Source organism: Pseudomonas sp. LBUM1673 (genome assembly GCF_059695645.1).
Map to the genome: position 1 here is coordinate 6,381,780 of NZ_CP166780.1, position 17,584 is coordinate 6,399,363.

Annotated in this window: 15 protein-coding genes; 3 read left to right on the plus strand and 12 right to left on the minus strand. The window is 59.7% G+C overall.

What is annotated here, in order from left to right:
* Nucleotides 1-100 precede the first annotated feature (100 nt).
* Entirely contained in the window at nt 101-2,512 is a 2,412-nt protein-coding gene (locus ACA044_RS29245) for a penicillin acylase family protein (RefSeq protein ID WP_497444348.1), read from the plus strand.
* A gap of 94 nt (nt 2,513-2,606) precedes the next feature.
* On the opposite strand, the gene ACA044_RS29250 is transcribed toward ACA044_RS29245, so the two are convergent.
* The 8 genes from ACA044_RS29250 to ACA044_RS29285 all read right to left on the minus strand — a co-directional run bounded on the left by ACA044_RS29250 (nt 2,607) and on the right by ACA044_RS29285 (nt 11,827).
* Nucleotides 2,607-3,497, minus strand: coding sequence for an ABC transporter permease subunit (locus tag ACA044_RS29250; RefSeq protein ID WP_497444349.1), 891 nt, complete (start codon nt 3,495-3,497; stop codon nt 2,607-2,609).
* A complete protein-coding gene (locus tag ACA044_RS29255; protein ID WP_497447330.1) occupies nt 3,494-4,375 on the minus strand; it encodes an ABC transporter permease subunit in 882 nt (293 codons plus the stop codon). Before ACA044_RS29255 ends, ACA044_RS29250 begins: the two co-directional genes overlap by 4 nt.
* Nucleotides 4,376-4,410: 35 nt before the next feature.
* Entirely contained in the window at nt 4,411-5,553 is a 1,143-nt protein-coding gene (locus ACA044_RS29260; protein ID WP_497444350.1) for an ABC transporter ATP-binding protein, read from the minus strand.
* 61 nt (nt 5,554-5,614) lie between these two features.
* On the minus strand, nt 5,615-6,712 hold the full coding sequence (locus tag ACA044_RS29265) for a polyamine ABC transporter substrate-binding protein (protein WP_008067987.1): 1,098 nt from the start codon (nt 6,710-6,712) through the stop codon (nt 5,615-5,617).
* Between the two features lie 239 nt (nt 6,713-6,951).
* Nucleotides 6,952-8,049, minus strand: a complete 1,098-nt coding sequence (locus tag ACA044_RS29270; protein WP_052964627.1) for a polyamine ABC transporter substrate-binding protein — start codon at nt 8,047-8,049, stop codon at nt 6,952-6,954.
* 182 nt (nt 8,050-8,231) lie between these two features.
* Nucleotides 8,232-9,596, minus strand: a complete 1,365-nt coding sequence (locus ACA044_RS29275; RefSeq protein WP_497444351.1) for an aspartate aminotransferase family protein — start codon at nt 9,594-9,596, stop codon at nt 8,232-8,234.
* A gap of 58 nt (nt 9,597-9,654) precedes the next feature.
* A complete protein-coding gene (locus ACA044_RS29280; RefSeq protein WP_497444352.1) occupies nt 9,655-11,013 on the minus strand; it encodes a glutamine synthetase family protein in 1,359 nt (452 codons plus the stop codon).
* A gap of 37 nt (nt 11,014-11,050) precedes the next feature.
* Nucleotides 11,051-11,827: a gamma-glutamyl-gamma-aminobutyrate hydrolase family protein gene (locus ACA044_RS29285; protein WP_497444353.1), complete on the minus strand. Its 777-nt coding sequence runs from the start codon at nt 11,825-11,827 to the stop codon at nt 11,051-11,053.
* A 278-nt stretch (nt 11,828-12,105) separates the two neighbouring features.
* On the opposite strand from ACA044_RS29285, the gene ACA044_RS29290 reads away from it, so the two are divergent.
* Both ACA044_RS29290 and ACA044_RS29295 read left to right on the plus strand, forming a co-directional pair.
* The gene (locus tag ACA044_RS29290) at nt 12,106-13,482 is read left to right on the plus strand and encodes a glutamine synthetase family protein (RefSeq protein WP_007897683.1); all 1,377 of its coding nucleotides are present in this window, start codon (nt 12,106-12,108) and stop codon (nt 13,480-13,482) included.
* 261 nt (nt 13,483-13,743) lie between these two features.
* On the plus strand, nt 13,744-14,382 hold the full coding sequence (locus ACA044_RS29295; RefSeq protein WP_497444354.1) for a TetR/AcrR family transcriptional regulator: 639 nt from the start codon (nt 13,744-13,746) through the stop codon (nt 14,380-14,382).
* 195 nt (nt 14,383-14,577) lie between these two features.
* Here ACA044_RS29295 and ACA044_RS29300 read toward each other — a convergent pair whose 3' ends face one another.
* From ACA044_RS29300 to ssuD, 4 genes are read right to left on the minus strand one after another with little or no spacing between them, the layout of a single operon-like run.
* Nucleotides 14,578-14,793, minus strand: a complete 216-nt coding sequence (locus tag ACA044_RS29300; protein WP_003229256.1) for a TOBE domain-containing protein — start codon at nt 14,791-14,793, stop codon at nt 14,578-14,580.
* Between the two features lie 34 nt (nt 14,794-14,827).
* Nucleotides 14,828-15,634 carry an aliphatic sulfonates ABC transporter ATP-binding protein gene (gene ssuB / locus ACA044_RS29305; protein ID WP_497444355.1) on the minus strand — a complete coding sequence of 269 codons (807 nt, stop codon included), beginning with the start codon at nt 15,632-15,634 and terminating at the stop codon, nt 14,828-14,830.
* Entirely contained in the window at nt 15,631-16,413 is a 783-nt protein-coding gene (ssuC, locus tag ACA044_RS29310; RefSeq protein ID WP_497444356.1) for an aliphatic sulfonate ABC transporter permease SsuC, read from the minus strand. The genes ssuB and ssuC overlap by 4 nt, the downstream gene beginning before the upstream one ends.
* Nucleotides 16,414-16,422: 9 nt before the next feature.
* On the minus strand, nt 16,423-17,571 hold the full coding sequence (ssuD, locus tag ACA044_RS29315; RefSeq protein WP_497444357.1) for an FMNH2-dependent alkanesulfonate monooxygenase: 1,149 nt from the start codon (nt 17,569-17,571) through the stop codon (nt 16,423-16,425).
* Between the last annotated feature and the right edge of the window lie 13 nt (nt 17,572-17,584).

The following is a 17,584-nucleotide window of genomic DNA, read 5'->3' on the forward strand; positions in this document are numbered from 1 at the left end:
ATTCCTGACTTTTCCAGGACCGCGATGCCCGGCACAGGTGGTCTGTGCTACACGTTTGCAGCCCACACGGGCGGCATTCCCGAAAGAACAAGGAGTCACCATGAAGCGCATCCTGACCGTACTTGCCTTGCTGATCGTCGTGCTCGTCGCCGGGGGCGGCTGGTATGTGTACAGCAAGCAACCGACGCGCCAGGGCCTGGTGAAGTTGCAGCACCTGCAAGGTTCGGTGACCGTGCGTTACGACGAGCGCGGCGTGCCGCATATCCGTGCCGAAAACGAAACCGACCTCTACCGCGCTCTCGGCTACGTGCACGCCCAGGACCGACTGTTCCAGATGGAAGCCATGCGGCGCCTGGCCCGTGGCGAACTGGCCGAAGTCCTCGGCCCGAAACTGATCGACACCGACAAACTGTTTCGCAGCCTGCGCATTCGCGAACGGGCTGAAAGCTATGTGGCCGCGCTGGATCGTCAGTCGCCGGCATGGAAGGCTCTGCAAGCCTATCTGGACGGCATCAATCAATATCAGGACAGCCACGCTGCGCCGGTAGAGTTCGACGTGCTGGGGATCCCCAAGCGCCCTTTCACCGCCGAAGACAGCATCAGCATCGCCGGCTACATGGCCTACAGCTTTGCCGCGGCGTTTCGCACCGAACCCTTGCTGACTTACGTGCGTGACCAACTGGGCGCCGAGTACCTGAGCATCTTCGATCTCGACTGGCAGCCCAAGGGCGTGCTGGCCAAAGGGAACGCCAACCCTGCACCAGCCCTCACCGCCAATGACTGGAAGGGCCTGAACGCCCTCGCCCGTTTGAGTGAGCAAGCCCTGGCCGACCACGGCCTGCCGCAATTCGAAGGCAGCAATGCCTGGGTGATTTCCGGTAACCGCAGCAAAAGCGGTAAACCACTGCTGGCCGGTGACCCGCACATTCGCTTCTCGGTGCCGTCGGTGTGGTACGAAGCGCACCTGTCGGCGCCGGGCTTCGAGCTTTATGGCTACCATCAGGCGCTGGTGCCGTTTGCGTTTCTCGGTCACAACCTGGACTTCGGCTGGAGCCTGACCATGTTCCAGAACGACGATCTGGACCTGATCGCCGAGAAGGTCAATCCGGACAACCCGAACCAGGTCTGGTATCGCGGCCAGTGGGTCGACATGGTCAACACCGAACAACAGATCGCGGTGAAAGGCCAGTCACCGGTCACGCTGCCCCTGCGCCGGTCACCCCACGGCCCGATCGTCAACGATGCCCTCGGTACTGCCGCCGGCAAGACGCCGGTCGCCATGTGGTGGGCCTTCCTCGAGACCCCGAATCCGATCCTCGAGGGCTTCTACCAGCTCAACCGCGCCGACACCCTGGCCAAGGCCCGCGCCGCGTCGTCCAAGGTTCAGGCACCGGGGCTGAACATCGTCTACGCCAACGCCAAGGGCGACATCGGCTGGTGGGCCTCGGCGCTGCTGCCCAAGCGCCCGGTCGGGGTAAAGCCCGGTTTCATCCTCGACGGCAGCACCCCTCAGGCGGACAAGGAAGGTTTTTACCCGTTCAGCGCCAACCCACAGGAAGAAAACCCGGCGCGGGGCTACATTGTCTCGGCCAACTTTCAACCGGTGTCGCCGACCGGCATGGAGATTCCCGGTTACTACAACCTCGCCGATCGTGGGCAGCAGCTCAATCGTCAGCTCAGCGACAAAAACGTGAAGTGGGACAACGAGGCCAACCAGAAGCTGCAACTGGGCACCACCACCGACTACGGTCCGCGTTTGCTGGCGCCATTATTGCCGGTACTGCGTGAAGTGGTGAGCGATCCCGCCGAGCTCAAACGGGTGGAGCAACTGGCGCAGTGGAGCGGCGATTACCCGCTGGACTCCATCAGCGCCACACTGTTCAACCAGTTTCTGTTCAACCTCGCCGACGCGGCGCTGCGTGATGAACTGGGCAATGACTTCTTCGAAACGCTGCTCCCGACCCGGGTGATCGATGCCGCGCTGCCGCGCCTGGCGGCCTCCGCCGATTCACCGTGGTGGGACAACCGCAACACCCCCGGCAAGGAAACCCGCGCCGATACGGTCAAGGTGGCGTGGCAAGCAAGCATGGCTCACCTCAAGACCACCCTTGGCGCCGACTCCGCGCAATGGCAATGGGGCAAGGCGCACACCCTGACCCACGGCCATCCGCTGGGTATGCAGAAACCGCTGGAGCGGATCTTCAACGTCGGCCCGTTCGCGGCGCCCGGCACCCACGAAGTGCCGAACAACCTCTCGGCCAAAATCGGCCCGGCGCCGTGGCCTGTGACCTATGGCCCATCGACCCGGCGGCTGATCGACTTCGCCGACCCGGCCCACAGCCTGACCATCAACCCGGTCGGCCAGAGCGGTGTGCCGTTCGACAGCCACTATGCCGACCAGGCTGACGCGTATATCGAAGGGGTTTATTACCAGGCGAATTTCAATGATGAAGAAGTGACGGCCAATACCCGCAGTACCTTGAAGCTGTTGCCGGCGCGTTCAGGGCAATAGATTTCTGTTGGTTGAACTGACGTCATCGCGGGCAAGCCCGCTCCCACATTAGATTTGGGTTGACCACGCAACGGTGGTCAACCCGGCATCAGGCTCAAGCCGCTTCCGGCGCCTGCGCCCGGCGCACGTCCGGTTGTTTCCAGGAATCGGCAGCGCCTTCCTCGATAGCCTGCTGGATCGCCCGCTTGCGAATTTCTTCGGCGCGGCGGCTGAAGAACCAGACCAGGAACGTCACCAGTGACACCGACAACAGAATCAGGCTGGCCACGGCGTTGATCTCGGGCTTCACGCCCAGGCGCACCGCCGAGAACACTTCCATCGGCAAAGTCGTGGAACCCGGACCGGAAACGAAGCTCGCCAGCACCAGGTCATCCAGCGACAAGGCAAAGGACATCATCCCGCCCGCCGCCAGCGACGGCGCGATCATTGGAATCGTGATCAGGAAGAACACCTTCCACGGCCTCGCCCCCAGGTCCATGGCTGCCTCTTCGATGGACAGGTCCAGCTCACGCAAGCGCGCCGATACCACCACCGCCACATACGCCGCACAGAACGTGGTGTGGGCGATCCAGATGGTGACGATGCCGCGTTCCTGTGGCCAGCCGATCATCTGCGCCATGGCCACGAACAGCAGCAACAGCGACAGACCGGTGATGACTTCAGGCATCACCAGCGGCGCGGTGACCAAACCACCAAACAACGTACGGCCCTTGAAGTGGGTGATACGGGTCAACACGAAGGCCGCCAGCGTTCCCAGTGCCACCGCTGCAATCGCCGTGTAGCAGGCGATCTCCAGCGAGCGCACCACCGAGCCCATCAGCTGGGTATTGTCCATCAATCCCACGTACCACTTGATCGACCAGCCGCCCCACACCGTCACCAGTTTCGAGGCGTTGAACGAGTAGATCACCAGGATCAGCATCGGCGCGTAGATGAACAGCAAACCCGCAACCAGCATGAAACTTGAGAAACGGAAGCGCTTCATTCCTTACCCTCCATTTCCTTGGCCTGACTACGGTTGAACAGGATGATTGGCACAATCAGGATCGCCAGCATCACCACCGCAAGCGCTGACGCCACCGGCCAGTCACGGTTGTTGAAGAACTCTTGCCAGAGCACTTTACCGATCATCAGGGTTTCCGGACCGCCGAGCAGCTCCGGGATTACGAACTCACCCACCACCGGGATGAACACCAGCATTGCGCCTGCGATGATGCCGTTTTTCGACAGCGGCACGGTGATCTTCCAGAAACTGTTGAAGGTGCTCGAACCGAGGTCCGACGCGGCTTCCAGCAGACTGGTGTCGTGTTTCACCAGGTTGGCGTAAAGCGGCAGGATCATGAACGGCAGGTACGAATACACCACGCCGATATAGACCGCCATGTTGGTATTGAGGATCTGCAGCGGCTCGTCGATCCAGCCCATGCTCATCAGAAAACCATTGAGCAGACCGTTGTTGCTGAGGATGCCCATCCACGCATACACGCGGATCAGGATCGCGGTCCAGGTCGGCATCATGATCAGCAACACCAGCACCGTTTGCATTTCTTTGCGGGCGCTGGCGATGGCATAGGCCATCGGATAACCGATCAGCAGGCAAAGGATGGTGCTGATCAGCGCCATTTTCAACGAGCCGAGGTAAGCGGCGATGTACAACTCATCGTCGCCGAGCATCGCGTAGTTGGCCAGGTTGAGCAGCACCTGCAGTTTCTGGTCAACGAAGGTGTAGATCTCGGTATACGGCGGAATGGCCACGTCGGCTTCGGCGAAGCTGATCTTCAACACGATGAAGAACGGCAACATGAAGAACAGGAACAGCCAGATGAACGGAACCCCGATGACCAGCTGACGGCCACCGGGAATTATTCGGTTGAGCCGGCGTTTGAGTTTGCGCATGTTCATGAGCGAAGTACCACGCCGCTGTCGTCTTCCCACCACACGTAAACCTGATCACCCCAGGTCGGGCGCTGGCCACGGCGCTCGGCGTTGGCGACGAAGGACTGCACCAGCTTGCCGCTCGGCAGTTCGACGTAGAACACCGAATGGCCACCCAGGTAGGCAATGTCATGCACCTTGCCGCTGGACCAGTTGTGTTCGCAGGTCGGCATGTCGGCCGTCACCAGCAGTTTTTCCGGACGGATCGCGTAGGTGACGGATTTGTCCTGCACCGAAGTGCTGATGCCGTGGCCCACATAGATACTGCGGTCCAGATCCTTGCAGGTGATCAGCGCATGACCCTCGGCGTCATCCACCACTTCGCCTTCGAAGATGTTGACGTTGCCGATGAACTCGCAGACCAGACGGCTGGTCGGGGTTTCGTAAATGTCGATCGGGCTGCCGATCTGGGCTATCCAGCCCAGGTGCATGATCGCGATGCGCTCGGCCATGGTCATGGCCTCTTCCTGGTCGTGGGTCACCATGACGCAGGTCACGCCGACCCGCTCGATGATCTCGACCAGCTCCAGCTGCATTTGCGAGCGTAGTTTTTTGTCCAGTGCGCCCATCGGTTCGTCGAGCAGCAACAGCTTCGGCCGCTTGGCCAAGGAGCGCGCCAGTGCCACACGCTGACGCTGACCACCAGACAACTGATGGGGTTTGCGCTTGGCGTACTGGCTCATCTGCACCAGCTTGAGCATCTCAGCCACGCGAGCGTCGACTTCAGCCGACGGAATCTTGTCCTGCTTGAGGCCGAAGGCGATGTTCTGCGCCACCGTCATATGCGGGAACAAGGCGTAGGACTGGAACATCATGTTGATCGGACGCTCGTACGGCGGCATGTCAGTGATGTCTACGCCATCGAGAAAAATGCGCCCCTCCGTGGGCCGTTCGAAACCTGCCAGCATCCGCAGCAAGGTGGATTTGCCCGAACCCGAGCCGCCGAGCAAGGCGAAGATTTCGCCTTTCTTGATTTCCAGGGACACGTCGTCCACGGCAATCGTCTCGTCGAACTTTTTGGTGACCCGGTCGATTTTGACCAGCACCTGCTTAGGTGTCTGGCCGCCCTCGAGGGCTTTCTTATAGGCGCCGGAGGCAACTGCCATTTACGAAACTCCCAACAGAATTTGCAGTTCGCTCGACGTGGCGAACCTGGATAGGTTGAAGCTATTTGCCCGACTTGACCTTGGTCCAGCTGCGCGTCATCAAACGTTGAATATTCGGTGGCAACTCGATGGACACGTATGTCTTGTCGAGGACCGCTTGCGGTGGATAAACCGAAGCGTCGGTGCGTATGGACTGCTCCATCAGTTTGTCCGACCCCGGGTTAGGGTTGGCGTAGCCTACCGAGTTACTGACCTGGGCAATCACCTCAGGTTTGAGCAAATAGTTGATGAAGGCATGGGCTTCCTTGACGTTGGCCGCATCCTTGGGGATCGCCAGCATGTCGAACCAGAGCGCGCCACCCTCTTTCGGAATCGAGTAAGCGATGTTCATGCCTTTGCCAGCTTCAGCCGCACGGGCCTTGGCCTGGAACATATCGCCGGAGAAACCGATTGCCACACAGATGTCACCGTTGGCGAGGTCTGCGATGTATTTGGACGAGTGGAAATACGTCACGTAAGGCCGCACTGCCAGCAACTTGGCTTCAGCCTTTTTGTAGTCTTCAGGGTTGGTGCTGTTGGCGTTCAGGCCCATGTAGTTGAGGACCGTGGGCATCATTTCATCGGCGGAGTCGAGGAACGCCACGCCACAGCTGTGCAGCTTCTTGATGTTCTGCGGCTCGAACACCACATCCCAGGAATCGATCTTGTCGAGGCCCAGCACTGCCTTGACCTTGTCGACGTTGTAACCGATGCCGTTGGTGCCCCACAGATACGGTACGGCGTACTGGTTGCCCGGATCGTTCTGCTCCAGGCGCTTGAGCAGTACCGGGTCGAGGTTGGAATAGTTGGTCAGCTTCGATTTGTCGAGCTTCTGGAAAGCCCCGGCCTTGATCTGTTTGCCAAGGAAGTGGTTGGACGGCACGACTACGTCATAACCGGTACGCCCGGCCAGCAACTTGCCTTCCAGGGTTTCGTTGGAATCGAATACGTCATACACCGGCTTGATGCCGGTTTCTTTCTGGAAGTCGGCCAGGGTGGTCTCACCGATATAGTCAGACCAGTTATAAATATGCACTGTGCCAGCGGCCTGAACACTGACAGCAAGTGTCAGTCCGGCGCCGACCAGCAGGGCATTGCGCAACAAAGAAAAAATAGGCACGTGGAGGTCCTCTAAAATTAGTTGGGCCCAAGTTGCCCCGCGTTACATGACAGCCATGGCTGCCTGGCAACAAAACCGGCGCGCAACTTACCCTCGAAAAACCGTTCCAGCAAACTTTATGAAGATCCCTGTAGCAGCTGCCGCAGGCTGCGTTCAACTGCGAAGCCGTTGTGCTGTCGAAAAGCGGAGGTCCTTCGGACCTCAACGCAGCCTTCGGCAACTGCTACAGGGTTTATTACTTATTTACCGGATTTGATCTTGGTCCAGCTGCGAGTCAGGATCCGCTGGGTCGCGGCCGGCAAGTCGGCAATCGCGTACAGCTTGGCCAACACTTCCGCTGGCGGGTAGATGCCAGGATCGCTGGTGATTTCTTTATCAACCAGTGCGGTAGACGCCGCGTTACCGTTCGGGAAACGCACGGCGTTGGTGATCTCGGCCATGATTTCCGGCTTCTGCAGGAAGGTCATGAACTTGTAGGCGCCTTCGACGTTTTCGGCATCTTTAGGGATGGCGACCATGTCGTAGAAGCTGCCGGCACCTTCTTTCGGAATGTTGTAGCTGACTTTCACCTTGTCACCGGCTTCAGCGGCGCGAGCCTTGGCCTGGTAGATGTCACCCGAGTAACCCACGGCGACGCAGATGTTGCCATTGGCCAGGTCGGAGATGTACTTGGACGAGTGGAAGTAGCCCACCGAAGGACGAATCTTCAGGAACAGCGCTTCGGCTTCAGCCAGTTGTTTCTTGTCCTGGCTGTCGGTTGGATAGCCCAGGTAATGCAACGCCACCGGAATCATCTCGGTTGGCGAATCGAGGAAGCTGATACCGCACGACTTCAACTTGGCAGCGTTTTCAGGTTTGAACAGCAAGTCCCAGGAGTTGGTTGGCGCATCGGCACCCAGTGCAGCCTTGACCTTCTCGGCGTTGAAACCGATACCGATCGAACCCCACATGTAAGGGAACGCGTGTTCGTTACCCGGGTCGCTCACCGATACCGCTTTGAGCAGGTCCGGGTTCAGGTTTTTCCAGTTAGGCAGCTTGGACTTGTCCAGCTTCTGGTAAACGCCGGCCTTGATCTGCTTGGCCAGGAAGTTGTTCGACGGCACGACGATGTCGTAGCCGGACTTGCCTGCCAACAACTTGGCTTCAAGGGTTTCGTTACTGTCGAACACGTCGTAGACGACTTTGATACCCGACTCGGCTTCGAACTTCTTGACGGTATCCGGTGCGATGTAATCGGACCAGTTGTATACGTGCAGCACCTTGTCGTCTGCCTGAACGGCACCCGCCATCACGCCCATCAGGGACATGGCGAGGAGGGTCTTGCCAGCTATCTTCATACCTAATGCCTTCATGGGTAATGCTCCAATTTTTCTTTTTAACCACGTGCTCAGCGGCCTGTTACTGGGCATCCGAACAACCGGTAGTCTGGCAAGATCCAAGGCAGGCTTTCAAGGAAAGACCCATCCTTTGTTTGCACTGAGCGAAATGCAAGCTTCGCACCTCGCTCAGAGCCTAGCACTTAGCCCTGCAACGCACTCAGGGTCAGGTCCAGGCACTTGCGTGCCTTGGTCACCAACTCGTCGATTTCAGCCGGTGTAATCACCAGTGGCGGAGCAATGATCATGGTGTCGCCGACGGCACGCATGATCAGGCCGTTATCGAAGCAAAACTGCCGGCAGATCATGCCGACACCCTTGCCTTCGTAACGTTTGCGGGTGGCCTTGTCCTGAACCAGCTCAATGGCCCCCAACAGACCGACCCCACGCACTTCCCCCACCAACGGGTGATCGTTCAGCTCCCGTAGACGCTTTTGCAAATAGGGTGCCGTTTCTGCACGCACGTGCTCGACAATTTTCTCGTCGCGCAGGATGCGGATGTTTTCCAGCGCCACCGCAGCGGCCACCGGGTGCCCGGAATAAGTGAAACCGTGGTTGAAATCACCGCCCTCGTTGAGCACCTCGACCACGTCGTCATGCACGATCAGGCCACCCATCGGGATGTAGCCGGACGTCAGGCCTTTGGCGATGGTCATCATATGGGGCTTGAGGTCGTAGAAATCGCTGCCGAACCACTCACCGGTACGGCCGAAACCGCAGATCACTTCGTCGGCCACGAACAGAATGTCGTACTTGGCGAGGATTTCCTTGATGCGCGGCCAGTAGCTGTCTGGCGGGATGATCACGCCGCCGGCGCCCTGGATCGGCTCGGCAATAAAGGCACCGACGTTGTCGACGCCGACTTCCAGAATCTTCTCTTCCAGCTGATTGGCCGCCCAGATACCGAACGCTTGCGGCGTCATGTCACCGCCTTCGCCAAACCAGTACGGCTGGGCGATGTGGACGATGCCCGGGATCGGCAAGTCGCCCTGTTCGTGCATGTACGTCATGCCGCCCAGGCTCGCGCCGGCCACGGTGGAACCGTGATAGCCGTTCTTGCGACTGATGATGACTTTCTTCTTCGGCTGGCCCTTGATCGCCCAGTAGTGGCGAACCATCCGCAGCATGGTGTCGTTGCCTTCGGAACCGGAACCGGTGAAGAACACATGATTCATGCCTTCAGGCGCGATGTCGGCGATGACTTTGGCCAGCTCCAGCACCGGCGGGTGAGCCGTCTGGAAGAACAGGTTGTAATAAGGCAGTTCACGCATCTGTTTGCTGGCAGCATCGGCCAGTTCATCACGACCGTAACCGATCGCGACACACCACAGGCCGGCCATGCCGTCGAGGATCTTGTTGCCTTCGCTGTCCCAGAGGTAAACACCCTTGGCATGCGTGATGATCCGCGGGCCTTTCTCTTTCAGCTGCTTGAAGTCGCTGAACGGGGCCAGGTGATGATCGCTGCTCAGGGTCTGCCACTCACGGGTTTGCGGGTTGTTGCTGGTCATGCGAATTCTCCTAGGATTCCGGTGAAGGGCGCCGCCATGAACAGCGGCGCCCGGCGCATCAGACGGCGAAGAGCAGGAACTCGCGCTCCCACGAACTGATCACGCGCTTGAAGTTTTCATGCTCGGCCCGCTTGACCGCGACGTAGCCCGTGATGAACTTCTTGCCCAGGTACTTTTCGATGGTCTTGCTGTTTTCCATGCGATCCAGGGCGTCTTCGATGGTCAATGGCAGGCGCAAGTTGCGCCGTTCGTAGCCACGACCCACGACCGGGGGACTCGGGTTATGCCCTTCGACCATGCCGATAAGGCCGCACAACAGGCTGGCGGCGATGGCCAGGTAAGGGTTGGCATCGGCACCCGGCAGACGGTTTTCCACCCGACGGTTCTGCGGCCCGGCATCCGGAACCCGCAGGCCCACGGTGCGGTTCTCTTCGCCCCACTCCACGTTCACCGGTGCCGAGGTATCTGGCAGGAAGCGGCGGAACGAGTTGACGTTGGGTGCGAACAACGGCAGCAGCTCAGGAATGAATTTCTGCAAACCGCCGATGTGATTGAGGAACAGCTGGCTCATGGTCCCGTCTTCATTGGAGAAGACGTTTTTGCCGGTCTCGATGTCGATGATGCTCTGGTGCAAGTGCATGGCACTGCCCGGCTCGCCGGTCATGGGCTTGGCCATGAAGGTCGCGGCTACGTTGTGCTTGAGCGCGGCTTCGCGCATGGTGCGCTTGAACACCAGAATCTGGTCGGCCAGGGACAGGGCATCGCCATGACGGAAGTTGATTTCCATCTGCGCCGTGCCGTCCTCGTGGATCAGCGTGTCGAGGTCCAGCTCTTGCAGTTCGCACCAGTCGTAAACGTCTTCGAACAACGGGTCGAATTCGTTCGCCGCTTCAATCGAGAAGGACTGGCGACCGGTTTCCGGACGGCCGGAGCGGCCAATCGGCGGTTGCAGCGGGTAGTCCGGGTCATCACTGCGCTTGGTGAGGTAGAACTCCATTTCCGGCGCCACGATCGGCTGCCAGCCGTGGTCGGCGTAGAGTTTCAGCACCTTCTTGAGCACGTTGCGCGGCGACAGCTCGATCGGGTTGCCCTGCTTGTCGTAGGTGTCGTGGATGACCTGGGCGGTGGGCTCAATGGCCCAGGGCACCAGGAACACCGCGTTCTGGTCGGGGCGGCAGATCATGTCGATGTCGGCCGGGTCGAGCAGTTCGTAATAGATGTCGTCTTCGACATAGTCGCCGGTCACGGTCTGCAACAGAACGCTTTCGGGCAGGCGCATGCCTTTTTCGGCGATGAACTTGTTGGTCGGCGAAATCTTGCCCCGGGTGATGCCGGTCAGGTCGCCAATCATGCATTCGACTTCTGTGATCTTGTGGTCTTTCAACCAATCGGTGAGCTGGTCGAGGTTGTGACTCATAAATGCCTCTTAGGCTGAGTTTCCTGACTCTTATAAGTCAGGCGTTGTTTGACGCATCGGCGTCGCGTTGTAGTGCGCGCTTGCGGCAGGCATCGCCAAATGCCTGGAAAATCGCAAGGTAGTCAGGGTTTAAGCTTATCTGCCATTCGGGATGCCATTGCACGCCTAAAGCAAAAGTCTTGCCTTCGATAACAGAGACGGCTTCGATCAACCCGTCGGGCGCCACCGCTTCCACACGAAGGCCCGGCGCCAGACGTTCAACGCCCTGACCATGAATCGAATTGACTTGAATCTCATCCGCCAGGCCCAGCCCGGCCAATACACCGCCCGGTTGAACGTGAACCGGGTGACTTGGCGCGTACTGCCCTTCCAGCGGGAGGCTGTCGTCTTCACGGTGATCCATGAAGGGACCGGCCTCATGAACCTTCTGATGCAGGCTGCCGCCGAACGCCACGTTCATTTCCTGAAAGCCGCGGCAGATGCCGAGCACGGGAATGCCGGCCTCGACAGCGGCGCGGATCAGCGGGAGAGTGGTGGCATCGCGTGCAGAATCATGAGCAGTACCCGGCGCACTGGCCGGGCCGTTATAGTGAAACGGTTCTATATTAGAAGGGGAGCCTGTAAAGAGAATGCCGTCCAGAACGTCCAGAATTTCGGACGGCGCCAGTTGATCCGCCAGGGATGGAAGAATCAACGGCAGGCCCTTGGCAGCTGAAGCCACGGCGCGTACGTATTTGTCGCCACTGATGTGATAAGCATGCAGACCGATCTGCTTTGAGCAGGCGGTGACGCCAATTAACGGCAGGCGAGACATGAAGCACCCCGGTATTATTGCTGTTATGGGTTTGAATCGAGCTTAGCCTTGTTCATTTTTTTACACAACACCCCCGTAAAAAATACAACACGGCCTGCTCAAGCTCGCGGGCGCCAAGACGACTGAAGGCAGAAAAACGCCCCAAAGTGCCGCAAAAAAGCCTTGCTAGCGCTTTTTCAGGGCAAAAAAGGCCTTGCTTGACTTCGGCATGCCGTTCGGGTTGACTGGAATCCGAAGAGATCAATGATTGATATTTTTAACAACAAAGGTGTTGCATCATGTCGGTACCCCCGCGTGCCGTTCAGCTTAACGAAGCGAACGCGTTCCTTAAGGAACATCCTGAGGTTCTGTACGTTGACCTTCTGATTGCGGATATGAATGGTGTGGTGCGCGGCAAGCGCATCGAACGCACCAGCCTCCACAAGGTTTACGAGAAAGGCATCAACCTGCCGGCCTCTCTATTTGCCCTGGATATCAATGGCTCGACGGTGGAAAGCACCGGCCTTGGCCTGGACATCGGCGATGCTGACCGAATCTGCTATCCAATCCCCGACACCCTGTGCAATGAGCCCTGGCAGAAGCGCCCGACCGCGCAACTGTTAATGACCATGCACGAACTCGAAGGTGATCCTTTCTTCGCCGACCCGCGCGAAGTCCTGCGACAAGTCGTAGCCAAGTTTGACGAGATGGGTCTGACCATCTGCGCTGCGTTCGAACTGGAGTTCTACCTGATCGACCAGGAGAACGTGAACGGTCGCCCACAACCGCCGCGCTCGCCGATCTCCGGCAAACGCCCGCATTCGACCCAGGTTTACCTGATCGACGACCTCGACGAATACGTCGACTGCCTCCAGGACATTCTGGAAGGTGCGAAAGAGCAAGGCATTCCTGCCGACGCGATCGTCAAGGAAAGTGCCCCGGCGCAGTTCGAAGTGAACCTGCACCACGTGGCCGACCCGATCAAGGCCTGCGATTACGCGGTCCTGCTCAAGCGTCTGATCAAAAACATCGCCTACGACCATGAGATGGATACCACCTTCATGGCCAAACCTTACCCAGGCCAGGCGGGTAACGGTCTGCACGTCCACATCTCGATTCTGGATAAAGACGGCAAAAACATTTTTGCCAGTGAGGATCCCGAGCAGAACGCCGCACTGCGTCACGCGATCGGCGGTGTGCTCGAGACCCTACCGGCGCAGATGGCCTTCCTCTGCCCGAACGTCAACTCCTACCGTCGTTTCGGCGCACAGTTCTACGTGCCGAACTCGCCATGCTGGGGTCTGGACAACCGCACCGTGGCCATCCGCGTACCGACCGGTTCCTCCGATGCCGTGCGCATCGAGCATCGCGTTGCCGGTGCCGACGCCAACCCGTATCTGTTGATGGCTTCGGTTTTGGCGGGCGTGCACCACGGCCTGACCAACAAGATCGAGCCGGGCGCGCCCGTAGAAGGCAACTCCTACGAGCAGAACGAGCAAAGCCTGCCAAACAACCTGCGCGATGCACTGCGTGAGCTGGATGACAGCGAAGTCATGGCCAAGTACATCGATCCGAAATACATCGATATCTTCGTCGCGTGTAAAGAGAGCGAGCTGGAGGAGTTCGAACACTCCATCTCCGACCTCGAGTACAACTGGTACCTGCATACCGTATAAGCGGTTGCAGAAAAAAAACGCCGTTGGCTATTGAAGCCTGCGGCGTTTTTTTATGGCCAACATTAAACCTGTGGCGAGGGAGCTTGCTCCCGCTGGGTCGCGAAGCGGCCCCAAAACAGTCAATAAGGTGTGTCTGACAGAACCGTATCGCTGTTACAGGGAGTCCTTCGGCCTCCAACGGGAGCAAGCTCCCTCGCCACAGGGGATATGGAACATCTGCCCGCTCTGCGTACAATGCCCGCTGCCCCGCAGGAGACTTCAATGACCCGACTCGCCACCCCACGCAAGCCCCGCGCCCGCAGCCAGGCCCGGATCGATTCGATACTCGATGCCGCCCGCACGCTGCTGGCCGCCGAAGGCGTGGGCAGTCTGTCGATCTATAGCGTCGCCGAACGCGCGGAGATCCCGCCCTCCTCCGTCTACCACTTTTTCGCCAGCGTCCCGGCCCTGCTCGAAGGCCTCACCGCCGACGTCCACGCTGCGTTCCGCGCCTGCCTGCAAGCGCCCATCGACCACAACGCGCTCAACGGCTGGCGCGACCTGTCGCGACTGGTGGAACAGCGCATGCTCGCCATCTACGACGAAGACGCCGCCGCCCGGCAATTGATCCTCGCCCAGCACGGCCTGACCGAAGTCACCCAGGCCGACCGCCAGCACGACATCGAACTCGGCGACCTGATGCACAAACTGTTCGACCACCACTTCGAGCTGCCGACGCTGCCCAGTGAGGTCGATGTGTTTGCCCTGGCCATGGAGCTGGGGGATCGAGTGTATGCACGCTCGGTGCAACAACATGAGCAGATCACGCCGCGCATGGCTGAAGAAGGGATGCGGGTGTTTGATGCTTATCTTGGGTTGTATTTGCCACCCTATCTGCCCAAGCGCATTCACTCAATCTGACTGCGGCGGCGGTCACGCTGGCCTCATCGCGGGCAAGCCCGCTCCCACAAAGATCTCCAGCGAACACAGATTTTGTGAGTGACAAATAAACCTGTGGGAGCGGGCTTGCCCGCGATGGCTACACCACTGAGTTCAAGACATGCGCAAAAACCCCGAAGGGCTCACACCCTCCGGGGTTGTTGTTTGCGCACGCGCTTACAACTTGGCGATCGACACCTCGGTGGATTTCACAAACGCGATCACTTCACTGCCAACCACCAGCTCCAACTCTTTCACCGAACGGGTGGTAATCACCGAAGTGACGATACCGGAGGCAGTCTGCACGTCGATTTCCGACAACACATCACCCAGTACGATTTCCTTGATCGAGCCTTTGAACTGGTTACGAACGTTGATGGCTTTGATAGTCATGATGTTGATTCCTGTCGTTGGATGAATCTTTAAGTTATTGAGCCCAGCGCAATTGCGTAGGCAGTGGTGAAACAGGTTCCGGCTCCGGCGGTTGGCCGGGCAGGGACAGCACGCGGTTGAGCACTTCGGTTTCCAGCGCCGCCAGCCGATGGGAGCCGCGGACCCGAGGGCGCGGCAGTTCCACGTGCAGGTCGAGGCCGACTTCGCCCTCTTCAATCAGGATCACCCGATCGGCAATCGCCACCGCTTCGCTGACGTCGTGGGTCACCAGCAACACGGTGAAGCCATGCTGTTGCCAGAGCCGTTCGATCAGTTGCTGCATCTCGATCCGGGTCAAGGCATCCAGTGCGCCCAGGGGCTCGTCGAGCAGCAGCAAGCGCGGTTGATGAATCAGCGCGCGGGCCAGGGCCACACGCTGCTTCTGCCCGCCGGACAAGGCTGCCGGCCACTCATTAGCGCGATCCGCCAAGCCGACCGCTTCCAGCGCTTGCAGCGCCTGCGGCCGCCAGTTGCCGTTGAGCCCGAGACCGACGTTGTCGATGACCTTTTTCCACGGCAGCAAACGCGCTTCCTGGAACATCAGTCGGGTGTCTTCCCGTGCGTCACTCAGTGGCGCTGCGCCGGCGAGCAACTCGCCAGCCGTGGGTTTGTCCAGACCGGCGAGCAAGCGCAGCAAGGTACTTTTGCCGCAACCGCTACGCCCGACCACCGCCACAAACTGCCCGGCCGGAATATGCAGGTCGATTGCACGCAGTACTCGCCGCGAACCGAACGTTTTTTGCAGCTGGCGTACCGCCAACGGAATACCGCGCAGCAGGCGTGGAGGTTGTTGAGCCGTCATGCGGCACCTCCCTTGGCAACCTGATAGGCCGGATGCCAGCGCAGCCACACGCGTTCAAGTCCGCGCGCCGCAAGGTCGGCCAGCTTGCCGAGCACCGCGTACATCAGGATCGCCAGCACCACCACGTCGGTCTGCAAGAACTCCCGGGCATTCATCGCCAGGTAGCCGATGCCGGAGCTGGCTGAGATGGTTTCGGCGACGATCAGGGTCAGCCACATAAAGCCCAGGGCAAAACGCACACCGACCAGAATCGACGGCAGCGCCCCCGGCAGGATCACCTGACGGAACAGGCTGAAACCGGACAAGCCATAACTGCGGGCCATCTCCACCAGCGCCGGATCGACGTTGCGGATGCCGTGATAGGTGTTGAGGTAGATCGGGAACAACGTGCCCAACGCCACCAGGAAAATCTTCGCCGACTCGTCGATGCCGAACCACAGGATCACCAGCGGAATCAGCGCCAAATGTGGCACGTTGCGGATCATCTGCACCGAACTGTCGAGCAGGCGCTCGCCCCATTTCGACAATCCTGTGATGAAGCCCAACGTCAGACCAATGCCGCCGCCAATGGCGAAACCGAGCGCCGCACGCCAGCCGCTGATGGCCAGGTGAGTCCAGATTTCACCGCTGCTGACCAGGCTCACACCGGCCTCGATCACCGCGATCGGCGCCGGCAGAATCCGCGTCGATAACCAGCCCGCCGACACCGACAACTGCCATACCGCCAGCAACAAGACCGGCAACGCCCAGGGCGCGAGGTTGTGGATAATTTTCTTCATGGCGGCGCCTCAGCTCTGGGACGCGGCTTTGGGAAGAATGTCGTTGGCCACCATCTCGCCGAACGGGCTGACGTAGTTGGCGCCTTTGGGCAGCTCCGGGCGCTCGATATCCAGATGCGGGAACAGCAACTCGGCTACCCGGTAGGATTCTTCCAGGTGTGGATAACCGGAGAAGATGAACGTATCGATGCCCAGGTCCGCGTATTCCTTCACCCGAGCGGCCACGGTCGGACCGTCGCCGACCAGCGCCGTACCGGCACCGCCGCGCACCAGACCGACACCGGCCCAGAGGTTGGGGCTGACTTCCAGATTGTCGCGGCGGCCACCATGCAAGGCGGCCATGCGTTGTTGACCGACCGAATCGAAACGCGCCAGAGACGCCTGGGCACGGGCGATGGTGTCGTCGTCCAGATGCGAGATCAGTCGATCCGCCGCTTGCCACGCCTCGGCGTTGGTTTCGCGAACGATCACATGCAAGCGAATACCGAAGCGCACGGTGCGGCCGAGCTTCGCGGCTTTGGCGCGAACCTGCTCGATTTTTTCGGCAACAGCGGCCGGTGGCTCGCCCCAGGTCAGGACCATTTCGACCTGCTCTGCCGCGAGGTCTTGTGCGGCTTCCGACGAGCCGCCGAAATACAGCGGCGGACGCGGTTGCTGGATCGGCGGGTAGAGCAATTTCGCGCCCTTCACGCTGATGTGCTGACCGTCGTAATCGACGGTTTCACCTTCCAGTACCCGACGCCAGATGCGAGTGAATTCCACTGAGGCCTGATAGCGTTCTTCATGGCTGAGGAACAAACCGTCGCCGGCCAATTCTTCCGGGTCGCCACCGGTCACCAGGTTGAACAGCGCACGACCGCCAGACAGACGATCCAGTGTCGCGGCCTGACGCGCCGCCACCGTCGGGGAAATGATCCCGGGGCGCAGGGCAACAAGGAATTTCAAACGCTGGGTCACCGGGATCAGCGATGCGGCCACCAGCCAGGAGTCTTCGCAGGAACGACCGGTGGGAATCAGCACCCCGCCAAAACCCAGACGATCCGCCGCTTGCGCGACCTGTTGCAGATAACCGTGGTCGACGGCGCGAGCGCCTTCGGCGGTGCCAAGGTAATGGCCGTCGCCGTGGGTAGGCAGGAACCAGAAGATATTGAGGCTCATGGAGTGGTCTCCT

What these genes read in the sequence shown, in the direction of transcription:
- ACA044_RS29245 (WP_497444348.1), top strand. Translation starts at nt 101, where the DNA reads ATGAAGCGCATCCTGACCGTACTTGCCTTGCTGATCGTCGTGCTCGTC.
- ACA044_RS29250 (WP_497444349.1), bottom strand. Translation starts at nt 3,497, where the DNA reads ATGAAGCGCTTCCGTTTCTCAAGTTTCATGCTGGTTGCGGGTTTGCTG.
- ACA044_RS29260 (WP_497444350.1), bottom strand. Translation starts at nt 5,553, where the DNA reads ATGGCAGTTGCCTCCGGCGCCTATAAGAAAGCCCTCGAGGGCGGCCAG.
- ACA044_RS29270 (WP_052964627.1), bottom strand. Translation starts at nt 8,049, where the DNA reads ATGAAGATAGCTGGCAAGACCCTCCTCGCCATGTCCCTGATGGGCGTG.
- ACA044_RS29275 (WP_497444351.1), bottom strand. Translation starts at nt 9,596, where the DNA reads ATGACCAGCAACAACCCGCAAACCCGTGAGTGGCAGACCCTGAGCAGC.
- ACA044_RS29280 (WP_497444352.1), bottom strand. Translation starts at nt 11,013, where the DNA reads ATGAGTCACAACCTCGACCAGCTCACCGATTGGTTGAAAGACCACAAG.
- ACA044_RS29285 (WP_497444353.1), bottom strand. Translation starts at nt 11,827, where the DNA reads ATGTCTCGCCTGCCGTTAATTGGCGTCACCGCCTGCTCAAAGCAGATC.
- ACA044_RS29290 (WP_007897683.1), top strand. Translation starts at nt 12,106, where the DNA reads ATGTCGGTACCCCCGCGTGCCGTTCAGCTTAACGAAGCGAACGCGTTC.
- ACA044_RS29295 (WP_497444354.1), top strand. Translation starts at nt 13,744, where the DNA reads ATGACCCGACTCGCCACCCCACGCAAGCCCCGCGCCCGCAGCCAGGCC.
- ACA044_RS29300 (WP_003229256.1), bottom strand. Translation starts at nt 14,793, where the DNA reads ATGACTATCAAAGCCATCAACGTTCGTAACCAGTTCAAAGGCTCGATC.
- ssuB (WP_497444355.1), bottom strand. Translation starts at nt 15,634, where the DNA reads ATGACGGCTCAACAACCTCCACGCCTGCTGCGCGGTATTCCGTTGGCG.
- ssuC (WP_497444356.1), bottom strand. Translation starts at nt 16,413, where the DNA reads ATGAAGAAAATTATCCACAACCTCGCGCCCTGGGCGTTGCCGGTCTTG.
- ssuD (WP_497444357.1), bottom strand. Translation starts at nt 17,571, where the DNA reads ATGAGCCTCAATATCTTCTGGTTCCTGCCTACCCACGGCGACGGCCAT.